The following is an 11,493-nucleotide window of genomic DNA, read 5'->3' as shown; positions in this document are numbered from 1 at the left end:
CCCGCGAAGCTATTGGGGATTCCAAAGGAACCCCGTCCCTTTGGCCGCCGGAGGCATCTTCCTCTTTTCTAAACTCCCAGCGCCAGCAGAATCCCAAGCGAGATCGCCGCATAAACTCCCGCCAACGCGTCGTCGATCATGATGCCGAAGCCGCCGGGCAGCCAGCACTCGGACGCGCGCACCGGCGGGGGCTTCAGGATGTCAAAGGCCCTGAACAGCACGAATCCCCAGAAGAGCTGCGCAGGCGAAAGCGCCGTGAAAGGCAGGTAGGTAATCCACTGGCCGAGCACCTCGTCGATGACGCACAGGCCCGGGTCCTTGCGGCAGAGGTTTCGCTCCACGATGTCGCAGGCTAGGCCGCCGCCGATGAACACCAGCGCGATGATCAGCAGGCGCACGGGCAGCGGCGCGGGCATGAAGACGAAAGGCGCGGCCACGGCGGCCACGGCCGAGCCCCAGGTGCCGGACACGGGCAGCTTGCCGAAGGGGCCCACCGAGGCGAAGTTGGTGGCAATGCGGTCGATGAAAGTCACGTTGTCGCTCCTGAACGGTATGGTGAATTCTGCCGGAGGCTTATCCGAAGCGCGACAGTACATGCTCGGGCTCGCAAGCGCCAGTGCATCGCTACAGGCCTGAGTCGCCCGAAGCGACGCGCACCGGCGTCGGTTGATCGACTGTTGACATGCGCTCGGCTTGCGCCTAAACATCACTTCGACATTTATCGAATCATAAAAACGGACACGCCATGAACACCGCCCAGGCCGCAAAGATCCTGAAAGCCCTCTCCCATCCCAACCGGCTGGAAATCTACCTGGCCATCACCAAGGGGGAGAAGCGCGATTTCGAGGCAGGCTGCGAGTGTTGCGTCTCGGACATCATGGCCAAGCTCAACATCGGCGCGCCCACCGTTTCCCACCATCTCAAGGAGCTGGTCAACGCGGGGCTCATCGAGACCGAGCGCCAGGGGAAGTATCTGGTGGCCCGGCCCAACCTGAAGATTCTCGAGGAGGTGATGCAAATATTCCCCATCAAGCTCTCATGAGCGCTTGCGGGACAGATGCAGACGCAGCCGGGAGCAAAGCGGACGTCCCCCAACCTTGAGCTCCGGGAAGCATGCTTTGGCGGCGGCGGGTTCCTCACCCGGAAATGCGGAGGAAGTGAGACGCAAAGACCGGCAGTGATCAGGCATGATACTGGCTTGATCTTTCAGGAGCTGAGCGCGAAACGCGCACACCAGGGCCATGCGCCCTTTTTCTTCGGGTCAATAATTCGATATTTGTCGAATTTAACAACAATCAACAGGAGTCACAGCATATGAAATGGACCACCGAGAACATGCCCTCACAGCAGGGAAAAACGGTCGTTGTCACGGGAGCCAACAGCGGCATCGGCTTCGAGACAGCCAAGGCCTTCGCCCGGAAGGGAGCGGATGTGGTGCTGGCCTGCCGCAGCCTGGACAAAGGGGAGCACGCGGCGGGCCTGCTCGTGCGCCTTCTTTCAAACGGGGATGAGGCCCAAGCCGGGCCGGGCGGGCGCAACGCTTCCGCTTTCGCCAGGCGGGAACTCCCCGCGGGCGGATCGGTGACGTTCATGCACCTGGACCTGGCTGACCTGGCCTCGGTGCGTGCGTTTTCTCAAGCATTTCTTGAACGTTTCCCCAGGCTGGACACCCTGGTGAACAACGCCGGGATCATGATCCCGCCTCGGTCCGAAACAGCGGACGGCTTCGAGATGCAGATGGGCACCAACCACCTGGGGCATTTCGCGCTCACGGGGCATCTGCTGCCGAGGCTCTTGGAGGCAGAGGACCCGCGTGTGGTGGTGGTCTCCAGCAGCGCCCACGCCCTCGGCTGCCTCAAGCTGGACGACCTCAACTGGCGCAGGCGCTGCTATTGCAAATGGCGGGCGTACGGCGACAGCAAGATCGCCAACCTGTATTTCGCGGGCGAGCTGCAGCGGCGCCACGGCAAAGGCCTGACGGTGACGGCCGCCCATCCGGGCTGGACGGCCACAAACCTGCAGAAGAACATGTGCCTGTCGCGGCCGCTCAACCGCATGTTCGCCATGGAGCCCTGGCAAGGCGCGCTCCCGACGCTCTATGCGGCCACATCCAGGGACCTGCGCGGCGGCGAGTTCGTGGGCCCGGACGGCTGCACGGGGCTTCGGGGGTATCCGGCGGTGGCCAAGCCCAACAAGCGCTCGCAGGACCAGGACATGGCCCGGCGGCTCTGGGACACCTCGGAAGAGCTGACCGGCGTTCGCTACGAAACGCACTGACGGACGCGGCCAGGCCCAAAGCCTTCCGCAACGTACGGTCGGCAGCAACGAAAGGCCTCCCGCATCCTTGGAGGCGGGAGGCCGAAACATCGAGGCGGGCTCCAGGGAAGAGCCTCTCCTAGAAAGACAGAAATTCGTCCTTTGAAAGCCAGAGTTCCTCGATCCTGTACATGTGCCAGTAATCGTGCATGAGAATATGCCGGACAAGAATGCGCAACCCATACTGGGTGTATTCCGGATGCACCGCTGCGCGGTCCCAGGAGGCAGGATCCATGCTCCGCAAGATTTCCAGCTGCTTTCTTCTCCCCGAATCAAAGCGAGCCAATGCCGTTTCAACATCGACTCCGGCCGCATTCGGGGAGTATGTGCCTTCAGCAGGAAGAAAGGGCACGAACTCCGGAACATCCTCGTTCAATATGCGCTGAATTCTCTGGTGCAGCATCGGCTGAACATCGGCCAAGTGGCCGACGTGCTCCAGGATGGTCCAGCACTTCTCGCCCCGCCGTTCCAGCACACGCCCGGAGGGAATGCGCCGCACCATTGAGGACAGAACGCTGTGCACCCGGGCCAGACCATCCAAGCAGTCACGAACGTCTTGCATCACCTTCTCGCTCCCTGGATAAGGTTGCGGCGCTAGACGGTCCTTGGCGCTACGGCTCTTAAGGTGACAAGGACCTTCAGGATTTCCGCCACGGGCAGGCCGACCACATTCGTATACGATCCGTCCACCCGGGCGATCATGAACGCGCCCAGGCCCTGGATGGCATAGCCGCCCGCCTTGTCCATGGGCTCGCCCGTGGCCACGTAGGCGGCGATGGCCTCTTCGGAGAGTTCCGAGAACGTCACCCTGGACGCGGGGGCTTCCTCCCAAACGGTTTCGCCATCCGGCCCGACAAGCACGCAGCCGGTGACCACGGCGTGTTCGCGCCCGGAGAGCATGGCCAGCATCCTCTTCGCATCCTCCACGTTCGCGGGCTTGCCCAAGATGTGTTCCCCCACGGCCACGACGGTGTCCGCGCCCAGCACGAACGATCCCGGGTGCCCCCAGGCCACGTCGCGGGCCTTCAGGCGGGCCATGCGCAGGGCGTAGCCGCCTGGGGTCTCGCCAGCCTCGGCCGGGGGTTCGTCCACGGTGGAGGGTATCACCCTGAACGCAATCCCGGTCGATCCCAGAAGTTCCAGCCGCCTCGGCGAAGCCGAAGCCAGAATGATATCCGCCTTTTCCCTGAAAGCACCTTTCGTCACGCCGTCCTCTCGATATGCCGCATTGTTGCTCACGAATCCCGCGAAGCGATAACGGATTCCAAAGGAACGAAGTTCCTTTGGCCGCCGGAGGCATCTTGAATTCTTCTCATCGCCCTCCTGCCCGCCCGCCGGGCCTATCCCACCCTCCCTCCCCCGGTCAACGTCCCCTCCCCCTCCTTGACGCTCCGCTCGCTCCGGGCTACATCGCATCCGCCTTCAACATCCGTTTCGCGTGACTGGCGAGAAACGTGGGCAACCACGGGGGAGCGCGAAACCTGCTACAAGCCGCTCGCCTGGGCTGCATCGTCAACCGATGCCAACCTTCCGACCAAGGAGGAGCCCATGCGATCCTGTCGAGACCTGCTTCAGTCAAACGATCCCGAAGTGTTCGAAACCCTGGCCGGCGAAGAGAACCGCCAGCGCCTGGGCGTCGAGCTCATCCCCAGCGAGAACTACACCTATCCCGAGGTGCTGGCCGTGCTTGGGAGCGTGTTCACCAACAAGTATTCCGAGGGCTACCCGGGCAGGCGCTACTACGGCGGCCAGGAGTTCACCGACCGGGTGGAGAACCTGGCCCGGGAACGCGCCTGCGAGGTGTTCAAGTGCGAGCACGCCAACGTGCAGCCGCTGTCGGGCTCGCCCATGAACCAGGCCGTGTACCTGGGGTTGCTTGAGCCCGGCGACACCATCCTGGCCATGGACCTCTCCCACGGCGGCCACCTGACCCACGGCGCGCCCGTGTCGCACATGGGGCGGCTCTTCAACTTCGTGCGCTACAAGACGGACGCTTCCGAAGGGGCCATCGACGCAGGCGAAGTGCGCGCCCTGGCCCGCGAGCACAAGCCCAAGCTGGTGCTCTGCGGCTACACGTCGTATCCGCGCGACCTGGACTACGCGGCCTTCAAGGCCGTGGCGGACGAGGTCGGGGCGTTCACCATGTGCGACGCCTCGCACTACGCCGGGCTGGTGGCGGGCGGCGTGATGCGTAATCCCTTCGACTACGGCTTCGACGTGGTGACCACCACCTCGCACAAGTCCCTGCGCGGGCCGCGCGGGGGCATGGTGCTGTGCCGCAAGGACCTGGCCGCGCGCATCGACAAGTCGGTGTTCCCGGGCTTGCAGGGCGGGCCGCACATGAACGTGATCGCAGGCATCGCCATCACCATGGGCAAGGCGCTCGCGCCCGAATTCAGGGACTACGCCCGGCAGGTGCTCCTCAATGCCAAGGCCTTCGCGGCGGCGCTCATGGCGGACGGGGCGCAGCTGGTCACGGGCGGCACGGACAACCACATGCTGGTGATGAATACGAGCAAGAGCTTCGGCCTGGACGGCAAGGTGGCCGAGGAGCTCCTGGACGAGGTGGGCATCACCACCAACAAGCAGATCGTGCCTGACGACCCGAATCCGCCCCTTCGCCCCAGCGGCATCCGCATCGGAACGCCGGCGGCCACCACGCGCGGCATGAAGGAATCCGAGATGGAGCGGCTGGCGGGATGGATCGTGGACGTGCTCAGGCATCCGGATGACGCGGGCAGGCGCGTGGCCATCCGCCGCGAGGTGGAGGAAATGTGCGGGCGCTTCCCGGTGCCGGGGCTGGAATAGAAACTCCCGCTAAACGGCGGGCGCGGTGACGAGCCGCGCCCGCGCCTGGTAATAGGCCACCTGCCCGGCCATGTCGGCTTCGACGCCCCTGATGATCCGGTTCACGCAGCCGCCGCGCGAGAGCCAGTCGCCGCGCGGATAGAGCACGGCATCCGGGTGCAGGCTTTCCAGGATGTCCACGCGCACCTCCATGGATCCGTGCGCCGTCTCCAGGAGGGCCACGCCCCCGGGAGCGAGCGTGGCAAGCGCGGCACAGTCCGGCGAGACGAACACCCTGGGCGGCGATTCCTGCTCCTCCTCGGGAACCTGCGAGAGCAGGTGGTCGCGGCGCACAGGGCTCAAGAGCCGCAGAGGGTAGCGGGGATCGTCCGGGCGCTCGGGGTGCAGCTCCTCCGGCAGGCGGTAGAGCCCGTCCGGGTGGGCGAACACCCCGTCCGCCCAGGGGGTCTCGGGCATGTCCACGCCGAGGAACCCTTTTTCGCGAAGCTCCGACAGCGACGAGCGCAGATTTCCCCCGCACAGTGCCGTGTCCAGCACCTCTTCCGCAGCAGGGAAATTCACGGGCGGATCGAGGACCGCCCCCAGCGCGGACGCAATGTCGAAGTTGCTGCGGGCCTGCCCGCGCGGTTCGAGCACCTTGGCCGAATGGTTCAGATACGGGTGCGAGTCGGCTTTGGCGATGTCCTCGCATTCGAGCATGAGGGCCGGCGGCAGAATGACCGTGGCCGCGCGGGCGGTGTCGGTCATGAAGGGCTCCACCACCACGGTGAAGCGCTCCTTGAGCATTGCGGCCGTTGCCAGGCTGTCCGGGCATTGGGTCACGAGGTTCATGCCCTCCACCCAGACGAACTCCACGGGCGGATCGGCGCGTCCGACCTGTGCGGCCAGGTCTGTGAGCGGGAATTTCCTGCCGGAGCCTGGCTCGGCCTGGGTCCAGTTCCAGGCGGCCTGCTTCAGATCCTGGCGCATGTAGTAGACGCCGCCGCCCGCGCGCCCGATGTTTCCCGTGAGCATGGCCAGGGCGTCGATGAAGCGGACGTTTTCGCCGCCGTGTGCGTAGCGCTGCACGCCGCGCCCGATGAGGGTGGCCGTGGGACCGCCCTGCCCCGGCGAATACCAGTCCGCCAGCATCCCGGCCTGCTGGCGGGACACGCCGCAGGCGTCGAGCAGGACTTCCAGGTCGAGCCCGCCCAGAAGATCCAGGAACGCCCGAGCGTCGGCGCACCGGGCCAGTGACGCCGAGTCGAGGACGCCGCAGGCGCCGCCGCCCGCCCATCCCGATTCGCCCGGCGAGACATGGACTTGCCCGCGCTCCAGCAGGATTTTCATGGCCGCCGCAGCAAGAAAACGGTCCGTGCCCGGCCGGATGACGATCTCGACGTCGCTTATGCCCGCGTAGCCCGGGTCTCCCGGATGGATGGACAGAACCCGCGCGCCGCGCTTGCGGGCCTTGGCGATCATGGCGGCAAGGTGCACCGACTGGGCTCCGGCGTTGCGGCCCCAGTTCACGATGCGTTCGGCCCGCATGGCCTCGCTCAGGGGGCCCTGGCGCACGGCCCCGAAGTCGCGCCGCACGGCCTCGGCCCCGGCCGCCAGGCAGGGCGAACCGGAGAATCCGGACGCACCGAGCGTGCCGAAGAGCAGCTTGCTGGCCTGGTGCAGAAGCCCGAAGGAGGCGTGATAGTGGACGTGGAGCATGCGCTCGGGCGTCCTCCGCAGACGCTGGACCTGGGCGGCGATGAGCGAGAGGGCCGCCTCCCAGGAGGCTTCGCGGAAGCCCTCGCCATCGCGAATGAGCGGCGTGACGATGCGCCTGAGGCTTGTAAGCCGCTCGGCGAACCGGGCGGTCTTGGCGCAGATGAATCCTTGCGTGAAAGGATGGTCCGGGTTGCCCCGGACTACCAGCTTGCCGCCCTCGCCCACCTCGACGACGAGCGCGCAGCCGTCGCCGCAGTGGCGGGTGCAGGCGGTACGGACGATACGGCTCATGGACTGCGGAACCTCGGAATCCTGCGCCCCGGGCGCTCGCTGCGCGAAGCCCCCAAAGGGGCCACGCGGGAGCGGACCGGGACGCCCGGCTCAACGTGTTATTTGGCAGGGGCCAGCAATGCCGAGCGCAGGGCCTCGTCCAGGGTCGGATGGGGGAAAACAAGCTCCTCGCACTGCTTGCGCGTCCAGCCCTGCCGCACCATCACCGTGGACAGCGTGGCAAGAGAAGCCACTCCGTGCCCCACGCCGGTGACGCCGACGAGCTTGCCCTCGCTCCACACGCACTTCACCAGGCCGCCGGTGGCCCCGTGGGCCTGGGCGATGGGGTTGGCCACCAACTGGGCGCGGCTCACGGCCACGTCCATGCCCTTGTCCCGGGCCTCAGCCTCCATGACACCCACGCGCATGGTCTCGGGCGCGCCGTACATGCAGCCGGGGATAGGGCCAGGGTTGTACGCCCCGTTCTCCTCGCCCGCGAAATGTCTCACCGCCCATTCACCCTGGCTGGACGCCGCATGGGCCAGGAGCGTGCGGCCGTTCACGTCGCCCACGGCGTAGACCGTGGGCGAGGCCAGGAGGTGCTCGTCGGTGTGCACCCAGCCCGCGCCCTTGACCTCGGCCCCAAGCATCTCGAGCATCAGGTTGCGGGAGTTGGGCAGGCGGCCCACGGCCAGCAGGCACTTGTCTGCGCCGAACTCGCGCCCATCCTCCAGCACCAGCCTGGCCGCGCCGTCAACGCTCTCGAGGCTGGCGATCTTCACGCCGGTGTGGATGTCCCAGCCCGCGCGCTTGAATGTCTGGTGCAAGGCCTTGCTTATTTCCTCGTCCTCGGTGGGGGCGATGCGCGGGGCCACGTCCACCAGGGTGATGGCTGATCCGGCGCGCGAGAAGAACTGGGCCAGCTCCAGGCCGATGAAGCCGGCGCCCACCACCAGCAGCCGTTTGGGAACCTCGCGGATGCTGAGGATGTCGCCGGAGTTCAGGATGGCGTCGTGGTCGGCCTTGAGGCCGGGGTGCGCGGCCGGGCGGCTGCCCGTGGCCAGGATGCACTTCTTGTATTGGAGGGTCTTCGGCTCGCCGTCCACCTCGAACACGGATTTCACAGCCCCGATCATCTTGAGCTCGCCGCGCACGAACTCCACGCCGAGCTTCTGGAGTTCGGCGGCCATGGCCTTGCGGGTGGCCTCCAGATGGCGCTTCTTGCGGTCCACCAGGGCGGGCAGGTCCACGAAGACCTCGCCGGAGCCGGTCTTCATCTTCTGTTGGCCTTCCAGTTCCGCCTTGGGAGCCACGGCCGCCAGCAGGAACTTGGTGGGGATGCACCCCCAGTTCAGGCAGGAGCCGCCCAGGTGCTCCTTTTCGACAAGAGTGGTGGAGATGCCGCGCTTGGCGGCCGCGAGGGCCGCGTCGTATCCGGCCGGGCCGCCGCCGACGATGAGCAGGTCTGATGCCATGATGTTCTTTTCGGGTAGAAGGTGCTTGGAAAAATACGGAATACAGCCGTGATGGTGGTAGATTGGAGAGTGCGCATAAGGCAAGAGAAAAAGCCGCCGCCCGGACGCTTGGTCCCGGCGGCGGCTTCCCGAGGGGCTGGCAGGCCGTCTCTACATATCCTGAGTGATATGCATGTTGCGCGCGGCAGCGGTTTCGTCGAGCCTGGTCACGGGCAGCGTCACCGGAGCGGTCTGCACGGCGGCCGGGTCGGTTTCGGCCTGGGCCAGTATCTCGCGAAGATCCTTCACGAACTCATCCATGGTCTGCTTGGATTCGGTCTCCGTGGGCTCGAACATCAGGCATTCCTTGACGATGAGCGGGAAGTAGATCGTGGGCGCGTGATAGCCCTTGTCCAAAAGCGCCTTGGCGATGTCCAGGGCGCGCACGCCCTTGTGGGACTGCTTGTCGGCCGAGGCCACGAACTCGTGCATGCAGATGCGGTCGTAGGGCACCTCCAGCACGTCGTCTAAGAGCTTGCGCATGTAGTTGGCGGCCAGCACGGCGTTTTCGCTCACGCGGATCAGGCCTTCGCGGCCCAGGCGCAGCATGTAGGCGTAGGCTTTAAGCACCACGCCGAAGTTGCCGTAGAACGGGGCCACGTAGCCGATGGACTTGGGGTAGTCGTAGCGCAGGTGGAAGCGCCCGGAGGGGTCCTTCACCACGCGCGAGATGGGCAGGTAGGGCACGAGCTTCTCGCACACGCCGACCGGACCCGAGCCCGGGCCGCCGCCGCCGTGGGGCGTGGCGAAGGTCTTGTGCAGGTTCACGTGCACCACGTCGAATCCGGCGTCGCCCACGCGCATCTTGCCCATGATGGCGTTCAGGTTCGCGCCGTCATAGTAGAGAAGCGCGTCCACGCTGCGCAGCATGTCCACGATCTTGGGCAGGTTCTTCTCGAACAGGCCCAGGGTGTTGGGGCAGGTCATCATCATGCCCGCCACCTCGTCGGTAAGCACCGCGGCCAGGGCGTCCGGGTCCACGATGCCGTCCTTGGAGGCCACCGAGACCACTTCGTAGCCGGCGATGGCGGCCGAGGCGGGGTTGGTGCCGTGGGCCGAATCGGGGCAGATGATCTTGGTCTTCTTGTTGCCCTTGTCGGCATGGTAGGCGGCCATGGTCAAGACGCCCGTGAGCTCTCCATGCGCCCCGGCCATGGGGTGCAGGGTGAACTCGGACATGCCGGTGATCTCGCACAGCCAGCGCTCGGTCTCGTACATGACCTCGAGCGCGCCCTGGGTCAGCTCGTCGCCGCGCGGCAGCTGGGGCAGCAGCGGATGCAGGCGAGAGAACCCGGGCAGTCCCGCGATGTCCTCGCAGAACTTGGGGTTGTACTTCATGGTGCAGGAGCCCAGGGGGTAGAAGTTGGAATCCACCCCGTAGTTCTTGCGCGAGAGCATGCTGAAGTGGCGCACCACGTCCAGCTCCGAGAGCGAAGGCAGCGCGGCCGGGGCCTCGCGGGTGAGGTCGGCGGGCAGCATCTCGCCCATGTCGTGCTCGGGAGCGTCTGGCCAGACGCCCTCGCGGCCGGGAACGGATTTTTCGAACACAGTGCTCATAATTCGTCCTCCAGCCAGGCGGCCAGTATGTCGATGTCGCGGCGGGAGTGCTTCTCGGTGCAGCAGACCAGAAGGGAGTTTTCCAACCCGGGGTAGTAGCGCCCCAGCGGGAATCCGGGCACGAATCCCCGGCCGATCATGGCCAAGCAGACGTCCTGGGCCGGACGCGGCAGGGTGATGGCGAACTCGTTGCCCACGGGGCCGTGGGTCAGCATGGTGACGCCCTTGATGCGCGAGAGCTTCCCGGCGGCATAGCGGGCGTTCTCCATGCAGGTGCGCGCCGTGCGGCGAAGCCCTTCGTCGCCCAGGAGGCACATGTGGATCAGGCAGCGCAGGGCGCACAGGGCCTGGTTGGAGCAGATGTTGGAGGTGGCCTTCTGGCGGCGGATGTGCTGCTCGCGGGCCTGCAGGGTGAGCACATAGCCGGTGCGGCCCTGGGAGTCGGTGGTGCGGCCCACGATGCGGCCGGGCATCTGGCGCACCATGGCCTTGGTGCAGGTCATGATGCCAAGGTACGGCCCGCCGAAGGAGAGCGGCAGCCCGAGGCTCTGGCCCTCGGCCACGGCGATGTCCGCACCCATCTTGCCTGGCGTCTTGATGACGCTGGCCAGCACCGGGTAGGCGCTGACGATGCAGACGGCGCCCTTGGCCTTGGCGGATGCGAACAGGGCCGAAGCGTCCTCCACACAGCCGAAGAAGCTGGGGTTCTGCACCACCACGCAGGCGGTGGAGGCGTCCACGGCCTTTTCCATGGCCGCGAAGTCCGTGGCTCCGCTCGCGTGCGGCACCGTGACCAGCTCGAGATTCAGGTTCTTCGTGTAAGTGCCGAGCAGAATGCGGTAGATGGGGCTCACCGTCTCGGAGATGACCACCTTCACCCGCCTGGTCTGGCGCACGGCCATCATCATGGCCTCGTACAGGGCGGTGCCGCCGTCGTAGACCGAGGCATTGGAGCAGTCCATGTCCAGAAGCCGGGACACGGCTGTCTGGTATTCGAAGATGGCCTGGAGCGTGCCCTGGCTGGCCTCGGGCTGGTAGGGCGTGTAGGCGGTGTAGAATTCGCCGCGGCTGATCAGCGCGTCCACGGCCGAGGGCACGTAGTGATCGTAGAAGCCGCCCCCGAGAAAGCTCACGAGGCTGGTGTTGTTGCGCGAGGAGAGATCCTCGATCTTGGCCCGGGTGTCCATCTCGGACATCCCCGGCGGAAGGTCGAAGCTCTTGGGACGCAGGGTCTGGGGGATCTCGGCGAAGAGCTCTTCCATGGAAGAGACACCGACGGCCTCCAGCATGGCCCGCGTGTCCGCCGTGGTGTGGGGAACGTAGGGCATGG

The 11,493-nt window shown here is 66.1% G+C and carries 10 protein-coding genes and 1 riboswitch; of the genes, 3 read left to right on the top strand and 7 right to left on the bottom strand.

Annotated features, from left to right (window positions below; translation table 11 throughout):
* Positions 1–68: 68 nt before the first annotated feature.
* Entirely contained in the window at positions 69–533 is a 465-nt protein-coding gene (locus ML540_RS10800; protein WP_243360837.1) for a phosphatidylglycerophosphatase A family protein, read from the bottom strand.
* A 212-nt stretch (positions 534–745) separates the two neighbouring features.
* On the opposite strand from ML540_RS10800, the gene ML540_RS10795 reads away from it, so the two are divergent.
* Both ML540_RS10795 and ML540_RS10790 read left to right on the top strand, forming a co-directional pair.
* Positions 746–1,042, top strand: coding sequence for an ArsR/SmtB family transcription factor (locus ML540_RS10795; RefSeq protein ID WP_243360835.1), 297 nt, complete (start codon positions 746–748; stop codon positions 1,040–1,042).
* A gap of 272 nt (positions 1,043–1,314) precedes the next feature.
* The gene (locus ML540_RS10790; protein ID WP_243360833.1) at positions 1,315–2,277 is read left to right on the top strand and encodes an oxidoreductase; all 963 of its coding nucleotides are present in this window, start codon (positions 1,315–1,317) and stop codon (positions 2,275–2,277) included.
* 118 nt (positions 2,278–2,395) lie between these two features.
* Here the strand turns inward: ML540_RS10790 and ML540_RS10785 are convergent, their stop codons facing one another.
* Both ML540_RS10785 and ML540_RS10780 read right to left on the bottom strand, forming a co-directional pair.
* Complete coding sequence (locus ML540_RS10785) at positions 2,396–2,878, bottom strand: DinB family protein (RefSeq protein ID WP_243360830.1); 483 nt, start codon at positions 2,876–2,878, stop codon at positions 2,396–2,398.
* 32 nt (positions 2,879–2,910) lie between these two features.
* A complete protein-coding gene (locus tag ML540_RS10780) occupies positions 2,911–3,522 on the bottom strand; it encodes a Maf family protein (protein WP_243360828.1) in 612 nt (203 codons plus the stop codon).
* Positions 3,523–3,744: 222 nt separating this feature from the next.
* A riboswitch (ZMP/ZTP riboswitch) is annotated at positions 3,745–3,828 on the top strand.
* Positions 3,829–3,864: 36 nt separating this feature from the next.
* Here ML540_RS10780 and ML540_RS10775 point away from each other — a divergent pair.
* A complete protein-coding gene (locus ML540_RS10775; RefSeq protein WP_243360826.1) occupies positions 3,865–5,124 on the top strand; it encodes a serine hydroxymethyltransferase in 1,260 nt (419 codons plus the stop codon).
* A gap of 9 nt (positions 5,125–5,133) precedes the next feature.
* Here ML540_RS10775 and ML540_RS10770 read toward each other — a convergent pair whose 3' ends face one another.
* The 4 genes from ML540_RS10770 to gcvPA form a co-directional block, all read right to left on the bottom strand.
* Positions 5,134–7,113 carry a molybdopterin-dependent oxidoreductase gene (locus ML540_RS10770; protein ID WP_243360824.1) on the bottom strand — a complete coding sequence of 660 codons (1,980 nt, stop codon included), beginning with the start codon at positions 7,111–7,113 and terminating at the stop codon, positions 5,134–5,136.
* A 98-nt stretch (positions 7,114–7,211) separates the two neighbouring features.
* On the bottom strand, positions 7,212–8,567 hold the full coding sequence (locus tag ML540_RS10765) for a dihydrolipoyl dehydrogenase family protein (RefSeq protein ID WP_243360822.1): 1,356 nt from the start codon (positions 8,565–8,567) through the stop codon (positions 7,212–7,214).
* A gap of 150 nt (positions 8,568–8,717) precedes the next feature.
* Positions 8,718–10,163 carry an aminomethyl-transferring glycine dehydrogenase subunit GcvPB gene (gcvPB, locus tag ML540_RS10760; protein ID WP_243360821.1) on the bottom strand — a complete coding sequence of 482 codons (1,446 nt, stop codon included), beginning with the start codon at positions 10,161–10,163 and terminating at the stop codon, positions 8,718–8,720.
* On the bottom strand, positions 10,160–11,491 hold the full coding sequence (gcvPA, locus tag ML540_RS10755) for an aminomethyl-transferring glycine dehydrogenase subunit GcvPA (RefSeq protein ID WP_243360819.1): 1,332 nt from the start codon (positions 11,489–11,491) through the stop codon (positions 10,160–10,162). Before gcvPA ends, gcvPB begins: the two co-directional genes overlap by 4 nt.
* Positions 11,492–11,493: the final 2 nt, after the last annotated feature.

Source organism: Fundidesulfovibrio terrae, assembly GCF_022808915.1.
GTDB classification, from domain to species: Bacteria; Desulfobacterota; Desulfovibrionia; order Desulfovibrionales; family Desulfovibrionaceae; genus Fundidesulfovibrio; species Fundidesulfovibrio terrae.
The sequence above is the reverse complement of the archived record's forward strand: the minus strand, read 5'-3'. Positions and strand labels throughout refer to the sequence as shown.

Coding starts and splice junctions, on each gene's coding strand:
- ML540_RS10795 (WP_243360835.1), top strand. CDS start 746: ATGAACACCGCCCAGGCCGCAAAGATCCTGAAAGCCCTCTCCCATCCC.
- ML540_RS10790 (WP_243360833.1), top strand. CDS start 1,315: ATGAAATGGACCACCGAGAACATGCCCTCACAGCAGGGAAAAACGGTC.
- ML540_RS10785 (WP_243360830.1), bottom strand. CDS start 2,878: ATGCAAGACGTTCGTGACTGCTTGGATGGTCTGGCCCGGGTGCACAGC.
- ML540_RS10775 (WP_243360826.1), top strand. CDS start 3,865: ATGCGATCCTGTCGAGACCTGCTTCAGTCAAACGATCCCGAAGTGTTC.
- ML540_RS10770 (WP_243360824.1), bottom strand. CDS start 7,113: ATGAGCCGTATCGTCCGTACCGCCTGCACCCGCCACTGCGGCGACGGC.
- ML540_RS10765 (WP_243360822.1), bottom strand. CDS start 8,567: ATGGCATCAGACCTGCTCATCGTCGGCGGCGGCCCGGCCGGATACGAC.
- gcvPB (WP_243360821.1), bottom strand. CDS start 10,163: ATGAGCACTGTGTTCGAAAAATCCGTTCCCGGCCGCGAGGGCGTCTGG.
- gcvPA (WP_243360819.1), bottom strand. CDS start 11,491: ATGCCCTACGTTCCCCACACCACGGCGGACACGCGGGCCATGCTGGAG.